Raw genomic sequence first — 18,586 nt, 5'->3', positions numbered from 1 at the left:
ATTTTTATAAGCATCTGTGTAACACCATTAACGATAATTTTTAAAATGAGGTAAAGAATAAGCGTTATCTAGTTTTTCTTATTTCAAAATAATTTGTAATAGAGAAACGCGTTCCATTGATGTTTCATGCTTTATAAAGGTATTTTACTCTTTAATTTAAGCTTTTTGCAAAAAAATATGTCAGTATATCGAAGAATAGACTTAAAATTATTAAGTCATGTGGAGGCTCAGTCATCTTTTTAGCGACGGTTTATTATAGGAACATTGTGTTGAAGAAAATTTAGTGAGAAAATTGATTCTAAAAAGCTTTAAAATTACCATAGCAATGAAACAAATAGATGATCCAAGGTGATGATGCTAAAAAATGAATTTATATTATACTTCGTGTGATAGAGTGCATCTTATTATGCCATAAAATACTATCATTTTAGGTATGTGATATAAGGCAATTTTTTTGAAACTGAAGTGTTTTTAGAATGTGTGGTGAATATTTGGGTTTGTGTATCGAGGTTTTGGTTAAACAAATTGTGTAAGTGGGAAATCAAGGGGAATTCGCTTGATAAGAACTTAGATGGTTTACAGATTGGATTGAATGGGAGTCTTTGTTCTTTGGGGTGTATAATGGGCGTCAATTTTCTTATGCCTTTGTTCCACGGCGTCCCATTCCGATCAAGGGGATGGCTTTTTCATCTAATGGCCAGCGTGAGCGAGGAGCAATGTCTAGAGAGCTTGTTTCTCCTCGTGCGAGCTTTTGTGCACCGGCAAAAGCAATCATTGCAGCATTATCGGTACACAAGGAAAGAGGAGGGGCTATAAATTCAAAACCATGTTGATGGGCAAGTTTTTGCAATGTAGAGCGGATGGCTTGGTTTGCGGCAACGCCACCTGCGATAACCAAAGAAGGAGATCGCTTTCCTCGATTATGAGAGAGAGGATATTGGTGGGTAAAGTGTTGGAGAGCTAGCTGAACACGATCATATACCGTATCGGTCACGGCGGCTTGAAAACTTGCAGCAATGTCAGCAATATCATTTTCTGTAAGAGGGGATATGGCTGTTGCGGCTTGTCGAACAGCAGTTTTGAGACCAGAAAAAGAAAAATCTAACCGTTTTTCACCTTTTAAAGGCCGTGGAAGAGAAATGCGATTTTTATCACCCAATAAAGCTGCTTTTTCAAGTGCTGGTCCACCAGGATAAGGAAGGCCTAAGAGTTTCGCTGTTTTATCAAAAGCTTCTCCTAATGCGTCATCGATGGTGGTTCCTAAACGCTGGTAGTGGCCTACTTCATGAACAAGAATTGTTTGGGTATGACCACCTGAAACTAAAAGTAATAGATAAGGAAAGTTGATATTGTGCGTTAATACAGCTGTTAAAGCATGTCCCTCTAAGTGATTTACAGCAATAAATGGTTTTCCAGTAGCAAGAGAAAGTGCTTTTGCACTCATAACGCCTACCAACAGTCCTCCTATTAAACCAGGACCACTGGTGGCAGCAATGCCATCAATATCTTTTAATTTTGTGTTTGCTTCTGTTAGGGCTTGCAGAATTAAATGATCAAGAACTTCAACATGGGCACGAGCAGCGATTTCAGGAACAACGCCGCCATAAGGGGCATGATGATCAATTTGGCTCCAAACAATATTGGAAAGAATTTGGCTGTTTGATTTATTGTTGTATTCAATGACAGCTGCGGCTGTTTCATCACAACTTGTTTCTATTCCCAGCAGACGCATTTAAAATAAAACCTTATATTGAATTCAATAAAATCTTACATTGAAGCTTCTTTTCTGTGTGCGTATCATGAACCGAAAAAGATTCAAGGTATTTCTCTTATAATTAATTTTTCTATGAGAAAATATGTATTTTAGTATTTTAATTTGAGTTTTATGGCATTATTGATAAAAAATGAAACTGTATTTTTGAGTATAAAATGCAGATATGTTTTTAAAAACTTTTATATTAAAGTCTATAATTGTAAATATTCTTGAGAAAAATGATATTGGAAAATTTCTATAAACTTATACACTTTCGGAGATATTTGAGAAAAGCTCCATTTTTAAAACTTTTTTCATTTTATTATTTTATCATTAAGAAAAAGTGTGTACCAAAGAGTGACAGAAATGGTCGATTCTTCAAAACCAAAAGTTAAATCACATTCTGCTAATACGCGCCGTAAGAAGCCAGTGATTGAGCATGAAATTGTTCCCCATGATTCAGAGGAAAAAGTAAACAATTCTGTAGAATCTCAAGTCATAGAAAAACAGGATATGCAAGGTCAGACTAAAAGTTCCTCCTCTGATACGACTTGGCTTTTTTTGTTCCTTTCTGGAATTTTAGGGGGACTTATTGCTTTGGGAGTTTTTATGGGGCTTCAATGGGCGGGTTTTTTTGCTCCTTATCCTTTTGTGGAAAGTTTTACTGGAGGGGAAAAAGCCTTGCATATTGCTGAAGCTGCAAAAAGTCAAGGTGAAGAAACAAAAAGACAATTGGGGCGTGTGCTGCAAGAAATTGACGTATTAAAAACAGAGTTCTCTTCTTTTTCATCGCATAAGTTTACAGCAACGAAAAATGACGAACAATCGAAAGAAGAAAGCAGAAAAATTTTTGCGATTTTAGAGGAAAAAATAAAAGCTCTTGAAGAGTCTGTACAGACTTTCATTGAAGCTTCAAAAGAAATAGAGGTGGCTTTGTCTGTTGGGCAGAGTAATGCAAATGATCTTGCTACGTTGAAACAAAAATTAGAAACTGTACGAGAAGAAATTGCTGTGAAAAAGAGTGAAAAAAAAGAAATGGATGCTGCACTCTTTATTGCAATTAGTTCATTAAAAAATGCTGTAGAGCGTGGCGGTTCTTATAATAATGAATTAAAGCTGTTACAACAATTATCTCCCTCGATTGATGGACTTGATGTGTTGCAAAAGACAGCCGCTATAGGTCTTCCAAGTTCAGCACAACTTTCAATTGATTTTGCTCGTGTTGCTGATGCAATCGTTGGTACGCAAAATCTTGTTACGTCAGATGCTGATTTTTTTGACAGAATTTTAGCATGGATAAAAGGGCTAATTGTTTCGCGACCGATTGGAAATGTTGAAGGGACAACGTTGGGAGCTATTGCAGCGCGCATGGAAGTTGCTATTCAAACCGGTGATTACGAAAAGGCCTTGAGCGAATGGCAATCATTACCCCAAAGTGCAAAAGATGTTTCAAAAGATTTTGTTCAGCAGCTTGAAAGACATGTTACTGTTCAACAGTTGCTGCAGCAATTGCTATTGTCTGCACAACAAGGATCTTTAAAGGCAACAAAGATGTAAATGGGCTCCAAATGATACGTGTTTTTATTTATATTTTTGTTGTTTGTATCTTCGGTTTAATTTCCGGGTGGGTTGCTAGTCACAATGGTATTTTTGTCCTCACATTTTTGCATTTAAGATTTTCTGCTTCATTGATTACAGTGTTAAGTGTGCTTATTTTGTTTTTTGCAACGCTGGGGCTTGTGTGGTGGTTATTATCTTTCTTTTTTTCCATACCTAGGGCTCTTTCCAATTATTTTTATAAACGCCATCAAAAGCGTGGTTATGAAGCTCTTTCAAAGGGGATTCTTGCAACTTTTGCTGGTGATGGTATGGCAGCGCAAAAAATGGAAGCACAGGTTTCTAAATATCTTGCTGGAGAACAAGAGCCATTAATAAAATTTTTACAAGCACAAACTTTGTCTTTACAAAATAATACTGTTCGCGCCATCGGTCTTTACGAGGAAATGAGAAAGGAAGAGCCTACAAAATTGGTTGGACTTTACGGTTTGTTTCGTGAAGCGATGAAGAGTAAGGCTTATGAGGCAGCGCAACAATATGCCGAAGAGGCATTGACTTTATCGCCGACACTTTTATGGGCGCATCAGGCGGCGCTTGATCGGTTAAGTGCTGAGGGTGAATGGGATAAGGCACTTACTGTTTTTGAAAGAGCGCAAAAAGCTCTACCGCGTTCTGTTCGTTCAACACCAGAGCGTCTGCATATACAGGTTTTATTGTTGGGTGGACAGGCACTTCATCTGTTTGATACACATCCTGTACAAGCGCGTACAGCTATCTTGAAAGCCCATAAATTGGCGCCGGATTTTGTTCCAATAACCGTTATTGCTGCTGATATCCTTTATAAATTAAACGAAACACGTAAAGCGGATAAAATGATTATAGCGGCTTGGCAAAAGGATCCTCATCCTGACTTGGGAACGCTTTATCTTGAAAAAGAAGAAGGAGCTATTGGACGATTGAAAAGGGCTAAAACACTTGCTTCTTACAATAAAAATGCATTTGAATCGATTTTCCTTATTGCAAAAGCAGCTTTGGATGCTGGTGAAACAGTATTAGCAAAAGAGCAGGCACAAAAGGCATTGAAGTATCATCAACGGGAGAGTGTTTATTTATTATTGGCAGATATTGAAGAGGCACAGGGAAACAATCAAGGTGCTGTGCGTCAATGGCTTTCTTTAGCACTTCGTGCTGAACGTGATCCAGTATGGATGTGTGATGGTGTTATTTTTTCTTCTTGGTCAGCTGTTTCTCCAATTAGTGGACGTTTGGGCTGTTTTGAATGGAAAACGCCTCCCCATGTATCTTCTCTCACATTAGAGGCGGTCAATATTGTGCCGAAAAAAGAAGATAAAGAGGATAAAGAGAACGTTGTGGAAAAAAGTAAGGATGTTGAAGATAAGAAGATTGAAAAATTAACGCTTATAGATAATTCTTTTTTGCGGAATACGCAGGTGGAGAAAAAAGATATAAAAGAACAAAATGTAAAAATATTCAACCAGACTCACTTAAATGTTGATGATCCAGGGGTTAAAACAGAAAAAGAAGGAACGTTTTTATCAAGTAAAAAATTTCGTTTATTTTAAATTGCATCAATATGATAATATGAATGTTTGTTCGGAAGAGAAAATTAGTATAAAAAAAATTATCGTTAACCCTTGTCCAATAAAATATTCTCTTATGCTTAAAAAATGAAATTTTGCTTGGCTTGTAGAGGCGATTGATTAAAAAATGTTTTTAAATCAAAGGTGTCTTAGTAAAAAGAAAAAAAATAACAAACCAAGGATTGCTGTTATTATTCATCGGCGCTCCACCTATACGGGTCGTTTGGGAAAATTTTTACAACAAAATGGTTTTGTCATTGATGTTTATCGTCCTATTTTGGGACAAAAACTTCCCGATACATTAAAGCATTATGCCGGCGTCGTTATTTTAGGAGGGCAGATGAGTGTGAATGACAGCGAAGCTTATATTGGGGAAGAAGTTGATTGGATTTCGTTGTCGCTAAAGGAAAATAAGCCGTTTTTGGGTATTTGTCTTGGAGCACAAATGTTAGCGCGAAATTTAGGTGCGCGCGTTGCTACAAGAAGTGATGGCACTGTTGAAGTGGGCTGGTATCCACTAGAAGCAACCCCACAAGGGAAGGAATTGATGAATTGGCCAGAAATGGTCTACCATTTCCATGATGAAGGTATTTATGATTTACCAAAAGAAGCAATGCTTTTGGCAACAGGACATACATATCCTACACAAGCTTTTCGTTATGGAAATAATGCATGGGGGTTGCAATTTCATGCTGAATTTACACGTGCTATGATGCGTCGTTTGGTCGTACATTCGGCACATAAATTGACTGAAAAAGGTGCTCAACCTGCTTATGCACATTTAAAAGGTCGTTTAATCTATGATCGAGCTTTGAGCCAATGGTTTGAAGGTGCATTACGACAGATTTTTTGTACACCAACCGTACCTGTGTAAGCGTGAGAGACACAATATTCATTATCATCCCTGTTGTGCTGTAAAATGACAGTATATTGATTTATAATGATAATTTAGCATTATTCATATTGAATTAGAACCCCGAATAACGTAAGATTCTCTCATTTCAAACCTGTTTATCCTTAATCAATCAAAACTATTCGCTTGCACGTCATAAGTGGAATGAGCGTGTGGATCAAATTTGTATAAGAAAGGACTAAAAATGGCTCTTATGAACCGTTTTAATGCAAGGGCTATTGTAACATTGGAAGCTGGCAAATATAATGGTAGGGCCAGCCTGCTTCTTAATAAGTGTAAAGATGATGGTGCGTAATAGATTTACCATTATATTTTTCATGGATGCCGTCGTGAAATGGGTTGGGGTGCCTTGAGAGATGTTTCTTTAAAACAAGTCCGTGAATTAGCAACCCAATGGTTTTTTGTTTTACATGAGGATCAACTCTATATAGCATCGTTTAAGGTAGAGAGAGAATGCATGTAAAACTTTACACATGAAGTGTTTTTTGTTAGAGGATTTAATGGGTTTTCTTAAAAAAATCTTGCTTGTTGAACGTATAACATCCTGTACTTTAGAACGAAATATATGAGCTTAATGAAGTGGTCAACAGATAAAATTCGCTAGATGAGAAGTTTGATTGTTTACAGATTAGTAAGGGTTAAGGATCTTTGTTCTTTTTAAGGCGGCGAGAAAGTTAAGAGATAAAGAAATTTTTAATGTTGTCTAAATCCTCTCAATTACCATCAGGACGAAAAAGTTTTTCTTTGAGCTATTTAATGTGTGGGCTTTTGTGTCTTGTTCTAATATTTATGTATAGCGCATTTTGGTTTTTTTTTTCACGTAAGATAGAAGGCTATGTTTCTGATATATTTGCAAAAGTATCTTCCCATAATATGGCGATGATATGTGAAAATGTGCACAAGAATGGTTATCCTTTACGTGTCGGTATTGAGTGTGATAAATTTCAATTTTCTTGGCCTTTACATGGGGTTTCCTTATCGACAGGGCGATTGACAGCTGGTGCACCAGTTTATTCACCTTATTTGATAGAGTTTAATGTTCATTCGCCTGCATCGATTGTTTTTTCTGGAAAAACTTCCATAGTATCCCGTTGGCGCAATTTGGCGATTGAAAACGAACCTTATTGGAAAATGGGTAATACATTGAAGTTTATAGCTGAAGGGCTTGAAATTTCTGTTTTTTCCTCTTCCCTTGAAGATCAAAAGCTTCAAGAAGCATTAGGGGGACAAGTGGTAGATAAAAAAACGACACGAGAGAATGTCGAAGATCAGTTATCTTTGCAAAATACACATGATGTAACTATTCAACCATTAGAGCCTAAAGATGCCTTTCAAAAAATAACGGTAGAATTTTTCCGACTTGATCTTAAACATGACGAGAATCATTTCTCAGGACATATAACTTTTGATGGTTTTGATGCTTCTCTGCTTTTTACATCTTCTTTTGTGGATGTTCCTAAAATTGATGGTAATTTGCAATGGATTTTAAATGATGTCTCTCTTCTTTCTGAAAATGAAGGAAAAAGTTGGCAACAGAGATTATATGGGAAAAGTGGACTGTTAAAGCATGGTGAGTTTGTCTTTCATACGGGAGGAGCGGTACGTATTAGTGGACCTTTTTCTTTTGATAATGAAGGATATTTGACAGCAAAATTTGAACTTGTCCATGTTCAGCCGATGAAGCTTCTTGACACTCTACAGCGCTTATTTCCCACGCAGGCCAATAATCTTCAAGCGTTATTTTTTATTTTGAGTGCTCTTCCTAAAAATGCAGATGGCGCTCCTGTTCTTTCTTTGCTTATTAATAATGGGTGGGTCAAATTAGGTTTTTTAAAGCTTGGTCGTCTTGCACCACTTTAGGTTTGAGAGGAAGCTAGCAATAGCGTTTGTATGGAAAAAATGGACTTTTAAAGTAGGGTGATTGGTTTTGCATATAGGGAGAACGGTGCGTATTTGTTAAGCTTTTTTTATGTATGGATAAAGCATATCGCATATATCTGTTTGGAGGTTACCTTTGAAACAGATAAATAGTTTTACTGGAAAAGCATATAAAGTTTTAAAGGGGAAAATTAACATCCATTTTTAAGTTCAATTTTATGTTTTTCAGAAGTATCTACAGCTATGCTTTTTTAATAATAGGTTATACATATCCTTTTATTTCTTTTGTTCTTTAATGGGCTTATGCTATCTCCGTAAAACATAATATATTTTGTATTGCGTATTCATACATTGATTAAAAAAATACCTCTTAGCGTTTCCCATTTCATGACGATATTTTCATTTAACATTAAATCTCTTATGCATTACCATCTCTAGGTGTATAAAGAAGCGAGCTAGGGGCATTATATTATTCTATCTCCCTAATATTATGATGATTTTCTTGCATTTAGAAGATTTATTAGAAGTTTTTTTTAGAGGGTATGAGAGATATTTTTTATATCCCTTTAGTTTTTCTTCATATAGTTTTCCAATTTACGGTATGCAAGGAAAAATGCTTGATTTAAGATAAACAAATTTAAACTGAAAGAAACTTAGGATATCGTGATTCTCCTTCAACATGTAAAATAATACAAGTATGATTGTAGATCAATAGATTATATTTTTATAATGAAGAATATTTGACAGTAAAATTTTAACTTGTTTTTTTTCAATCTATAAAGATCTTTGACATTTTATAGCGCTTATTTCCTACGCAATCCCATAATTTCAAGCATTATTTTTTATAAAAATGCAAGATAATGTTCTTGCTCTTTCTTTACTCATTAACGATGGATGGATAGAATGGGCGCAAAAACTTAGCTGTTTTGTACTACTTTTAAGTTTGGAAGTTTATATTTTAAAGTTGAGAAATCAACCTTGCTTTATGTCTTGAAGTTGTTAAAAACAACCCTGTTGTGATAAGTCGCCGGATTTCTACTTTGGGGGGTGATGTCGAAAAACGCAAACTCCCGCTCTATTTTTATTGGTTCGCTGTAGAGAGCTAAAACAGGAGTTTTTACTAGATAATTTTGTACTTAGCAATAGTTAGCAATAGATTGCCGCTTTTAAGTTTGAAAGCCAGTATTTTGAAGTTGAGAAATTAATCCTGCTATAAAAGTAAAACGAGAAATATTGAGATCGTTTTCAATAAGTGCATGAATACGGTTTGTGATATTATGAATATGATTTTCTTCTGTTTTTTTCCAAGCATCAAAAGGATCTTCTGTCTTTCCATAATTTTTGAGAATTTTCGTCACGATTTTCCGTAAGCTTTCAGAAACATTTTCTTTGGCTTGGCTTAAAGCCATACTATCATAATAATCTAGGATAGAAATTGTTCGGCTAGTTTCATTAATGCGGTTCATACGAATGATTTGCGCAAGTGAAAAATAGATCCTTGCAGTTTTAATAAGATCACTGTTGTTTTGTTTTGCAATCAAAGAGATATCACAGATTATGGGTGCTGCTTCCAAGAGAGCCAATTGTTTTGCTAATGCTTTTGGTGCTCCTTTTTCGCTGTAGTTTAGCGTTTTTTCTTCAACTTTTTTATTAATATCGTTGTTGTGAGAATGCATAAGCTCTTTTTCAATAACACTACGGGCTTGCCTTATTGTTTTTACGATTTCGTCTAATGGATGTGAGAGATTCAGGTTGTGCAAACCCCAATTGGTTGTTTCAAAGAGCATTTGGGTTATTACTGCGTAGAATTTGTTTTGGATAAGACCGGGTATTTTATTATCTAGCTTATCAATTTGATCAGATAATTGAGAAATTTCAAAACCATCGCGGATGGCAATGAAAACGCGAATAATATTTTCAACCTTTTGTTCTGTCACATCGTGTAATTGATTAACAAAAGTAGGGCCTCCACGGTTTACAATATCATTAGCAATTAATGTTGCGATAATATTACGACGCAATTGATGGTTAATAATTTCTTTTTCAAAATTTTTTTGAATTTGGGTTGGAAAATAGTTCAGCAAAGCTGTGTTGAAATAGTGATCATCGACAATGGCACTATGGGCAATTTCTTCTTTAAGGGTTAATTTAGCGTATGCCAAGATAACGGCAAGTTCTGGGCGGAAGAGACCTTTTCCTTGAGTTGTTCTTTGCCGTAAAACTTGCTCATCAGGAAGCATTTCAACTCTGCGATCTAGAAGTTTTTTTTGTTCTAAATCATGCATAAAACGTATTTGATAGGGCAAATCTGCAGTGCTTTGGCTTTCAGCCAAAGAAAGAGCAAGGGGTTGTAAATAATTGTTGCGCAAGACGAGTTGCTCGACTTGAGGGGTCATTTTTTTCAAGAGTTTGTTGCGTTCTTTGCGGGTTAGTGTTTTTGCACGCAGTGCTGATGCAAGAACAATTTTAAGATTGACTTCAATGTCAGAACAATTCACGCCAGCAGAATTGTCAATGGCATCTGTATTGCATCGGCCACCATTTGAGACATATTCAATCCGTCCACGTTGAGTCATGCCAAGGTTAGCTCCTTCGCCGATAATTTTTGCACGTACTTGTTCGCCGGTAATGCGTATTGCATCATTTGCACGATCACTTACTTGGGCATCACTTTCTGTTGCAGCACGTATATAAGTACCAATGCCGCCGAACCATAAAAGATCAACAGGCGCTTTGAGAAGAGCAGAGATAATTTCAAAGGGTGTACCTGTTTTCTTTTCAAAACCAATGGCTTGTGCAGCTTCGGGTGAGAGAGTAATAGTTTTCTCGTTTCGTGAAAAGATACCACCGCCCTTTGATAATTTGGCTTTGTCGTAATCCTGCCAGCTTGAGCGAGGAAGGTTGAAGAGACGCAGACGCTCTGCATAGCTTTCATCTACGTTTGGATCTGGATCAATAAAGATATCGCGGTGATCAAAAGCAGCAATCAATTTTGTTTGTTTGGAAAGGAGCATTCCATTACCAAAAACATCACCAGACATATCGCCGACACCGATGCAGGTGAAGGGCATTGTTTGAATATCGTGATTAAATAATTCTCGAAAATGTCTTTTAACGGCTTCCCATGCGCCTTTAGCTGTAATCCCGATTTCTTTGTGGTCATAACCTGCTGAGCCGCCAGAGGCAAAAGCATCATCGAGCCAAAAGTGGTTTGTTTGGCTGATGGCGTTGGCTGTATCAGAAAATGTCGCTGTCCCTTTGTCGGCTGCTACAACAAAATAGGGATCAGGGTCATCATGACAAATAACATTATGGGGTGCACTTATTTTGCCGTTAATCAGGTTGTCTGTAATGGAAAGCAAAGCCGTGATAAAGTCCGTATAAGCTTGTCGTGCTGCTTCTATGATTACAGCACGATCACTTGTTTGAGGAAGGCGGTGAGGATAAAATCCCCCTTTTGCACCGGCAGGAACAATAACTGCATTTTTAACTTGTTGTGCTTTGACTAAACTGAGGATTTCGGTGCGATAATCTAATGCGCGATCTGACCAACGAATTCCGCCACGAGCGATAGGTCCAAAACGCAAATGGACCCCTTCAACCTCTGGTCCGTAAACAAAAATTTCTCGATAAGGGCGTGGTTCTGGCAAATCTTCAATTTGGCGCGGATTTAATTTGGTGGCTAAAATACGCCGTGGACTTCCATCAGAAAGAGGCGTAAAGGCATTCGTCCGTAAACTCGCATTGATAAGGTTACGATAACGGCGTAAGATGATATCATCATCTAAACCAGATACTTTCCGTAATTTTTCTTCAATTCGCTTTTGAATGATCTGTTGGTTTCTTGCCCGTTCTTTTTCTGGATGGCTTTGATGAAATTTTAAATGAAATAAAGCATAAAGATCTTGGGTAATGTCAGGATAAGCATTTAAAGTTTGAGCAACGCGATCTTGCGAATAAGGAATTCCAGCTTGTTGGAGATAGCGCCCATAATGCCGCAAAATAACAATTTCATGCCAATCAAGCTCAGCTGTTTGGGTGAGGGCATTAAAGGCATCATTATCGGTATTGTGTGCCCAAATGGCTTCAAAGGTTTCAGCGTGTTTTTGACCGTCTTTTTCAAAATCGATACAGAGTTGGAAAATACTTTCGAGTTGCATATCATGAAGGTACACAGAGTGCCCATTGCCATCTGGTAATTCAAGAGTTTGTTCAGCAATAACGCGAAATCCCATATTTTCAAGAAGTGGTACACGTTTGGAAAGAGCTAGTGCTTCATGGCGGTGAAAAAGTCGAAGAGAAATGCACTGTTTTTCTTTGTTTTGTGCGTGATAAAAGGTCACGAAAAGGGGCTTTTTATCATGAAGATTCAGAATATGTCCGGCATCGTTAAGCGCATCTTCAGCTGAAAATAAATCACGATAGCGATTTGGAAACGCGCAGGCTAAACGTGTTTGTTGTTCTGTTACTTTCTGGGTAAGAGCAATGGCTTGAACACTATCTTCCCAACTTCGTGCAATCGAACGGACATGTTGTTCAAGTGTGGAACGTTCATAAAGGGGAACTGTTTCGTTTCTTTTGCGATGGATGATGTAATAGACACGTATAAGGGTGCTTTCTAAAAATAGCGGATAGGATTCAAAAAAATCGCCTTTATAGAGCTCAACAAAATGTTCGCCAACTTTTTCACGTAGGCTGCTGCTGTATTGGTCGCGCGGGACATAGACAAGGATAGAGACAAAACGCCCAAAAGAATCAGTGTGGGCGAGAACGCGTAAACGGGGACGTTCATCTAATTGCAGAATAAGTCTAATATTTTCTGTCAATGTATCAACATCAGAACGAAACATTTCATCTCTTGGATAGGTTTCTAAAACACTGATGAGTGCTTTTCCTGAATAATCGGCGTGATTGTGTCCAAGACGTTGAATAATGGTTTGGGCTTTTTCTTTTAAGAAAGGTATTTGAAAAATAGAACGTGTATAAGCTGAGGAGGTAAAAAGCCCTACAATACGTAATTCTCCACAGAGTTGGTTTTCTTTATCAAAGATTTTAAGACCAATATAATCGAGCCAAACAGAACGGTGAATTTTGGAGCGGCTGTTAGCTTTTGTCACGATAAACAGATTATCGCTTTCCATGAAGGATAAAACTTCTTGAGGAGGTTCTTTCATACTTTCATCGTCAACAATATGAATAGAAGCATCCGTAAGTATACCAAGTTCAATGTTACTTGCTATAAAGGATTTTAGGGGCTTTTGGTCTTTGATGAAGTTATAAGTGCGCATACCAAGAAAGATGAAATTATCATCTATTAGCCAGTGAAGAAATTCGATAGCTTTTTCGCCTTCTTGTTTGTAGTGTGGGGGAAGACTTATATGGTAGGCATGAATATGTTTTTCAACTTCTTCAAGCATAGGTTTCCAGTCTTGTACAGCAATATTAACTTGTTCAAGAACTAAGGTGAGTTCTTGTTCAAGTTTTTGCACCTGCTGTTTGTTTAATGATTCAATATGAATTTGCATCAGACTGATGCGTTTTCCAGAAGCACAATCAAGAATGGGGTGAGCAATCAAATAAATATGGTTTTTGTGTTGATTGAAGACATTTAAAATAGAATCGAGAAGGAAGGGTTTGTTATCATTGACAAGCGTGATAACAGTTATAGGTCTGTTATTACGGGTCAAATTTTGTTCAAAGGAGATGGTATTTTTTCCTGTCTGATGGAGATTAAAAACTTTCACCGCTATGGCTGCGGCTTTTTGAAGCTCTTTATTCTCGTAATAAGCAGTATCTTCTTTATCGGTTTGAGCAAAAAGGATTTGTTCTATTTTCTCTCGGGTGTTTTTTGTTTCTGATGCTTTTTGTTGAAACACATTCATTCTCCCTTTTTGTGCTCGTAAGGGTCTTTTTGATATTATTTAAGAGTAGACCGTTATATTTTTTTATACTGTAACATCTTCTTCCTAAAGAAAATAGCTCTTTATTTGGAAGGAATGAATTTGTTTTTGCTATTTTTTAGTAATAGTTTATATTTCAAAGAAATATTTTGCGTCAATGAACGTCAATGAAAAGGTATTTTTAGTAGTTTTGTATATTAATAGTTTTTAAATACACAAAATGAAAGTAAATATAAGCAAAAGTTAAAGAGAGAATGACGCATTTACCAGAAAGACTTTTAAGGGGTTACAAAAACTTTATAAACAATCATTTTTCATATAAAACAGCGCATTATCAGCAACTGGCAATTGAGGGGCAGAAACCTGAAGTTTTGGTCATTGCTTGTTGTGATTCGCGCACAATACCAGAAGTGATTTTTGATGCTAAGCCAGGAGAAATTTTTACCTTGCGCAATGTAGCAAATGTGGTTCCTCCTTTTTCTCCTGATAACAACTATCATGCAACATCAGCAGCTCTTGAATATGCTGTGCAATTGCTTGAGGTAAAACATATTGTTGTTTTTGGGCATGCCCACTGTGGGGGAGTTTGTACCGCTCTTAAGGAAACGTGTAAATCTTTACCGTCAAATGATTTTATTGGTCAATGGATAAGTCTTTTAGCGCCGGCAGCAGAAATTGTTTTGAATAATAAGTTACTGTCGTGGCCAGAAAAACAGACGGCATTAGAGCAGCTTTCTATTCGCCATTCGTTAAGAAATTTAGAGACGTTCCCGTGGATAAAGTTTAGAAAAGATCAAGGTTTTTTGACATTGCATGGGGTTTGGTTCGATATCTCTAGCGGAAAATTATGGAGTATGGAACAGGAAACAAGTTGTTTTATGTGTGTTGAACTTGAAAGTTTTGGCGTGTAAAATTCGTTGTTTTTATTGCTTCGTATAATTAAAGATTAAAGGCATTTTATGATAAATCTTGACAAAGTTAGGGTTTTATTGTTTGAAGGAGCGAGCTTTCAGTGACAAAATTAACTTGGAGCCACCGACTGAGACCCCACTTTAAGGGTATAAAGAGATCTCAGAGGTCAACATCCGACGGCGCGGTGCGTTCTCGGATGCTACTTTGGTTTGTTTGTTATGCAACGATAACGAGGTGAATGATGTTTGAATCTTTGCAAGAACGACTTGGTTCTATTCTGTCTCATTTAACGGGGCGTGGCGCTTTGTCGGAGCAGGATGTTGCAGAGGCACTGCGTGAAATTCGTCGCGCTTTATTGGAAGCTGATGTTGCCCTTGATGTTGTACGGTCATTTATCGATAGAATTCGTGAAAAAGCTGTTGGGGCCGAAATTATTAAATCAATTAAACCTGGACAAATGGTGGTTAAGATTGTTCATGATGAATTGATTCATATCCTTGGAAATGAAAGCGTTCTGAGTGATTTAAATGCACCAGCACCAGTTGTTATCATGATGGTTGGTTTGCAAGGTTCAGGAAAAACAACCACAACAGCAAAGCTTGCAAAACGTTTAACTGATAAGCACAATAAAAAAGTTCTCATGGCGTCTTTAGACACACGTCGTCCTGCTGCACAGGAACAATTGCGCCAATTAGGAGAACAGGCAAAACTTGAAAGCTTATCTATCATTGCAGGACAGTTGCCTGTGGATATTACAGCACGTGCCGTGCAAGCCGCTAAATTAGGCGGTTATGATGTGCTTCTTCTTGATACAGCAGGACGTAATCATATTGATGAAGCTTTGATGCTTGAATTGGCTGAAATTAAAGCTTGTTCCCTTCCTCATGAGGTTATGTTAGTGGCTGATAGCTTGACGGGGCAAGATGCCGTTCATCTCGCCCGTTCTTTTGATGAACGTGTAGGAATTACAGGGATTATTTTAACACGAATGGATAGTGATGGACGCGGTGGTGCTGCTCTTTCCATGCGTGCTGTTACAGGTAAGCCAATTAAAGCAATTGGAACTGGTGAAAAAATAGATAATTTAGAAGACTTTCATCCTAGTCGTATTGCTGATCGTATTCTCGGAATGGGGGATATCGTTTCTTTGGTTGAAAAAGCTGCTGAAACAATGGATCATGAGAAAGCTGCTGCTTTTGCAAAAAAAATGCAAGCAGGAAAATTTGATCTGAATGATCTTGCTGAACAGCTGCATAAAATGAAAAAACTTGGCGGAATGAGCGGTATTATGAGTATGTTGCCAGGATTGGGAAAAGTCAAAGAACAAATTGCTGCAGCCGGTCTTGATGATCGTTTGTTTAATCGTCAATTGGCTATTATTTCATCCATGACACTTCAAGAACGTGCAAATCCAGAGATTTTAAAACATAGTCGAAAACAACGAATTGCTAAGGGGTCCGGTACAACGGCGGCTGATATTAATAAACTTTTGAAAATGTATCGACAAATGGCTGATATGATGAAAGCTATGGGCGGTAAAGGAAATAAAGGAAAAAGTGGTTTGATGGAAAAAATGTTGGGAGGGCTTGGTTCCAAAATGGGGGTGGGAGATATGGGAAAATTGGGTGGAAATTCTCCAGCTATGCCTGATTTATCGGGATTGGATCCAAAGCAATTCTCAACGCTTCAAAAGCAGATTGAAAATGGTAATGGAGGGAAGATTTTGCCCGGACTTCCGGGACGTGGTCCTATATTTCCTGGTCTTTCCAATGGCATTGCTGATAGGGGAGAATTTCCTCAGCATTTTAAGAAAAAATAAGATGCAAAGAGGGAAAGGAATAGTGATGCAGGAAACAGTATTAAACGAATTGGCGCATTTACGGGCGTCTATTGATAATTTTGATGCTACCTTGATTCATATTTTAGCAGAGCGTTTTCGTTGTACAAAAGCTGTTGGGCACTTAAAAGCCCGTTATAATTTGCCTAAAGTAGATCCTCTGCGTGAGCAACATCAGGTAGCGCGTTTGCGGCAATTGGCGATGGATAGTCATCTTGATCCGGATTTTGCTGAAAGATTTTTAAAATTTATTATTAAAGAAGTTGTGCGTCATCATGAAATGATTGATGAAAAGCAAAAAACAAAAAAAGTTAAGTTAAACGAAAGCCAGAGCTGACAATAGGAGATAAAATATGGCATTGAAAATTCGTTTGTCCCGTGGAGGTTCAAAAAAACGTCCTTATTATCATATCGTTGTTGCAGATGTGCGTAGTCCGCGCGATGGACGATTTCTTGAACGTGTTGGTGCATGGGATCCAATGTTGCCTAAAGGCGGACCGAGGGTAAAACTTAATGAAGAGCGTATCCAGTATTGGCTTGGGCAAGGAGCTCAACCAACAGATCGCGTTTTACGGTTTTTAGATGCGGCTGGTTTAAAAAAACGCCCAACCCGCAATAATCCACATAAAGGTGAACCGGGTAAAAAAGCACAAGAACGTATGGCAGCAGCAAAGCAAGCAGCTGAAGAAACAGCCGCTGCTGCTGAAGCAGATTCTGTTTCAGAATAAGAAGTGTCATCGTTTAGTCAAAACGTCTTTGAAAATTCTAAAAGAATAAATGTTCTCCGTTTTTACTTAACAAAAACGGATCTTCTTTAAATAGTTGTTTTTAAGAAGCGTTGTTTTTTAGTTTTAAAAGTCAATAGCGCGGCCTTTAATTTCCCAGTCTCCATAGCGGGAAGGGTCTTTACCGCCGCGTCCACCATTTTCTAAAGGTTGTTCTTTTTTTGCTTCGCTTTTTCGCCTTTCTTCAGCTTCTTTGAGGGCGCGTTGTGCTGCGGGAGAAAGAGATTGTTGTTTAATGAAATTTGCGTTTTTTGGTTTTTTTTTCTCATCTTTTTTATTCATTTTACACCTATTCCATTGAAGAAGCAGAAAGTAAACCCCATCATATAGTATAGATTGTATTTTATCATGGAGTTTTTTTAGGAATGAACATAATGCGTACAGCCATGCTTTTGGCTTTTTTGACCGCTCTTTTTATGGGGGTTGGTTATCTTATTGGAGGGGGCAGTGGCATGGTCATTGCTCTTTTGATGGCAAGTGCTTTAAACTTTTTTTCTTATTGGAATTCAGATAAAATCGTTTTACGCATGTATGGGGCACGTGAAGTTGATCAGCACTCAGCACCGGTTTACTATAAAATTGTAAGCGATTTAGCACAAAGGGCTTCTCTTCCTCAACCAAAAGTTTATGTTATTGAGAATGAACAGCCAAATGCTTTTGCAACGGGACGTAACCCGCAAAATGCAGCTGTTGCTGCAAGTACTGGATTGTTAAAACGGTTAAGTGCTGAGGAAATTGCTGGAGTTATGGCGCATGAACTCGCACATATTGAACATCGTGATACGTTAACAATGACTCTAACTGCAACAATTGCAGGGGCAATCTCAATGCTTGGTAATTTCGCTTTTTTTATGGGAGGACAACGCAACTCTTCAGAAGATTCTCATGGTGTTGGGGCAATTGGAGGGTTTATTGCATTGCTCGTGGCACCTTTTGCAGCGATGCTGGTGCAAATGGCGATTAGCCGTACGCGTGAATATGCTGCAGATCGGAGGGGAGCTGAAATATGCGGTAATCCTTTATGGTTGGCCTCGGCATTGCGTAAAATTGCTGATGGGGGAAATGGAGTATATAATGAAGAAGCAGAGCATAATCCAGCAACCGCCCATCTGTTTATTATTAATCCTTTGAGTGGTGAGGGAGCGGATAGTCTTTTTTCAACACATCCAGCAACTGCAAATCGTATCGCCGCTCTTTATCGGCAAGCAGAAGAGATGAAAGGGGCTCTTGTCAAAAGTGTGGAATGGAATGAAGAAGGCAGTATTCATGAAAAAAGCAACGGGATGAACTATGAAAATTTTCATAGTGGTTGGGTTCATACATCAGATGCGACAGAAGATGATTCTTTTCAGCGCGTTACAAAACGCCCTTCTTGGCTTCGTTATGAAAATTCAAAAAGATCTCGTTCATAGAGTTATTGAGGGAGCCTTTGAGAAAACAGTGATATAAA

General features: G+C 37.7%; 12 protein-coding genes and 1 pseudogene. 10 read left to right on the top strand and 3 right to left on the bottom strand.

Annotated elements, in window-relative coordinates:
• Window positions 1-637 precede the first annotated feature (637 nt).
• Window positions 638-1,732, bottom strand: a complete 1,095-nt coding sequence (gene tsaD / locus MCY_RS01155) for a tRNA (adenosine(37)-N6)-threonylcarbamoyltransferase complex transferase subunit TsaD (protein ID WP_007346536.1) — start codon at window positions 1,730-1,732, stop codon at window positions 638-640.
• A 387-nt stretch (window positions 1,733-2,119) separates the two neighbouring features.
• Between tsaD and MCY_RS01150 the strand changes: the two genes are divergently transcribed.
• The 5 genes and pseudogenes from MCY_RS01150 to MCY_RS01135 all read left to right on the top strand — a co-directional run bounded on the left by MCY_RS01150 (window position 2,120) and on the right by MCY_RS01135 (window position 7,684).
• Window positions 2,120-3,310, top strand: a complete 1,191-nt coding sequence (locus MCY_RS01150; protein WP_007346535.1) for a COG4223 family protein — start codon at window positions 2,120-2,122, stop codon at window positions 3,308-3,310.
• An 11-nt stretch (window positions 3,311-3,321) separates the two neighbouring features.
• Window positions 3,322-4,893 carry a heme biosynthesis protein HemY gene (locus tag MCY_RS01145; RefSeq protein WP_007346534.1) on the top strand — a complete coding sequence of 524 codons (1,572 nt, stop codon included), beginning with the start codon at window positions 3,322-3,324 and terminating at the stop codon, window positions 4,891-4,893.
• 145 nt (window positions 4,894-5,038) lie between these two features.
• Window positions 5,039-5,785, top strand: coding sequence for a glutamine amidotransferase (locus MCY_RS01140; RefSeq protein ID WP_007346533.1), 747 nt, complete (start codon window positions 5,039-5,041; stop codon window positions 5,783-5,785).
• A 223-nt stretch (window positions 5,786-6,008) separates the two neighbouring features.
• Window positions 6,009-6,239 (top strand): annotated as a pseudogene (locus tag MCY_RS09875) (integrase); the annotation flags it as partial.
• A 341-nt stretch (window positions 6,240-6,580) separates the two neighbouring features.
• Window positions 6,581-7,684, top strand: coding sequence for a DUF2125 domain-containing protein (locus tag MCY_RS01135; RefSeq protein WP_007346530.1), 1,104 nt, complete (start codon window positions 6,581-6,583; stop codon window positions 7,682-7,684).
• A gap of 1,184 nt (window positions 7,685-8,868) precedes the next feature.
• Here the strand turns inward: MCY_RS01135 and MCY_RS01130 are convergent.
• Entirely contained in the window at window positions 8,869-13,578 is a 4,710-nt protein-coding gene (locus MCY_RS01130; RefSeq protein WP_007346529.1) for an NAD-glutamate dehydrogenase, read from the bottom strand.
• A 278-nt stretch (window positions 13,579-13,856) separates the two neighbouring features.
• On the opposite strand from MCY_RS01130, the gene MCY_RS01125 reads away from it, so the two are divergent.
• The 4 genes from MCY_RS01125 (at window position 13,857) to rpsP (ending at window position 17,079) form a co-directional block, all read left to right on the top strand.
• Window positions 13,857-14,513, top strand: a complete 657-nt coding sequence (locus tag MCY_RS01125; protein WP_007346528.1) for a carbonic anhydrase — start codon at window positions 13,857-13,859, stop codon at window positions 14,511-14,513.
• 242 nt (window positions 14,514-14,755) lie between these two features.
• Window positions 14,756-16,333 carry a signal recognition particle protein gene (ffh, locus tag MCY_RS01120; protein ID WP_007346527.1) on the top strand — a complete coding sequence of 526 codons (1,578 nt, stop codon included), beginning with the start codon at window positions 14,756-14,758 and terminating at the stop codon, window positions 16,331-16,333.
• Window positions 16,334-16,358: 25 nt separating this feature from the next.
• Window positions 16,359-16,688 (top strand): chorismate mutase, encoded by a 330-nt coding sequence (locus MCY_RS01115; protein WP_007346526.1) that lies wholly within the window; start codon window positions 16,359-16,361, stop codon window positions 16,686-16,688.
• A gap of 16 nt (window positions 16,689-16,704) precedes the next feature.
• Entirely contained in the window at window positions 16,705-17,079 is a 375-nt protein-coding gene (gene rpsP, locus MCY_RS01110; RefSeq protein ID WP_007346525.1) for a 30S ribosomal protein S16, read from the top strand.
• A 123-nt stretch (window positions 17,080-17,202) separates the two neighbouring features.
• Here the strand turns inward: rpsP and MCY_RS01105 are convergent, their stop codons facing one another.
• Window positions 17,203-17,418: a DUF1674 domain-containing protein gene (locus MCY_RS01105; protein ID WP_007346524.1), complete on the bottom strand. Its 216-nt coding sequence runs from the start codon at window positions 17,416-17,418 to the stop codon at window positions 17,203-17,205.
• A gap of 83 nt (window positions 17,419-17,501) precedes the next feature.
• Between MCY_RS01105 and htpX the strand changes: the two genes are divergently transcribed.
• Window positions 17,502-18,548 (top strand): zinc metalloprotease HtpX, encoded by a 1,047-nt coding sequence (gene htpX / locus MCY_RS01100; RefSeq protein ID WP_026087987.1) that lies wholly within the window; start codon window positions 17,502-17,504, stop codon window positions 18,546-18,548.
• Window positions 18,549-18,586: the final 38 nt, after the last annotated feature.

Source organism: Bartonella rattimassiliensis 15908, from assembly GCF_000278215.1.
In the GTDB taxonomy this organism is placed as follows: Bacteria; Pseudomonadota; Alphaproteobacteria; order Rhizobiales; family Rhizobiaceae; genus Bartonella; species Bartonella rattimassiliensis.
Note: the sequence above shows the minus strand (reverse complement) of the source record. Positions and strands in the feature narration are given on the sequence as shown.

What these genes read in the sequence shown, in the direction of transcription:
- tsaD (WP_007346536.1), bottom strand. Translation starts at nt 1,732, where the DNA reads ATGCGTCTGCTGGGAATAGAAACAAGTTGTGATGAAACAGCCGCAGCT.
- MCY_RS01150 (WP_007346535.1), top strand. Translation starts at nt 2,120, where the DNA reads ATGGTCGATTCTTCAAAACCAAAAGTTAAATCACATTCTGCTAATACG.
- MCY_RS01145 (WP_007346534.1), top strand. Translation starts at nt 3,322, where the DNA reads ATGATACGTGTTTTTATTTATATTTTTGTTGTTTGTATCTTCGGTTTA.
- MCY_RS01140 (WP_007346533.1), top strand. Translation starts at nt 5,039, where the DNA reads ATGTTTTTAAATCAAAGGTGTCTTAGTAAAAAGAAAAAAAATAACAAA.
- MCY_RS01135 (WP_007346530.1), top strand. Translation starts at nt 6,581, where the DNA reads ATGTGTGGGCTTTTGTGTCTTGTTCTAATATTTATGTATAGCGCATTT.
- MCY_RS01125 (WP_007346528.1), top strand. Translation starts at nt 13,857, where the DNA reads ATGACGCATTTACCAGAAAGACTTTTAAGGGGTTACAAAAACTTTATA.
- ffh (WP_007346527.1), top strand. Translation starts at nt 14,756, where the DNA reads ATGTTTGAATCTTTGCAAGAACGACTTGGTTCTATTCTGTCTCATTTA.
- MCY_RS01115 (WP_007346526.1), top strand. Translation starts at nt 16,359, where the DNA reads ATGCAGGAAACAGTATTAAACGAATTGGCGCATTTACGGGCGTCTATT.
- rpsP (WP_007346525.1), top strand. Translation starts at nt 16,705, where the DNA reads ATGGCATTGAAAATTCGTTTGTCCCGTGGAGGTTCAAAAAAACGTCCT.
- MCY_RS01105 (WP_007346524.1), bottom strand. Translation starts at nt 17,418, where the DNA reads ATGAATAAAAAAGATGAGAAAAAAAAACCAAAAAACGCAAATTTCATT.
- htpX (WP_026087987.1), top strand. Translation starts at nt 17,502, where the DNA reads ATGAACATAATGCGTACAGCCATGCTTTTGGCTTTTTTGACCGCTCTT.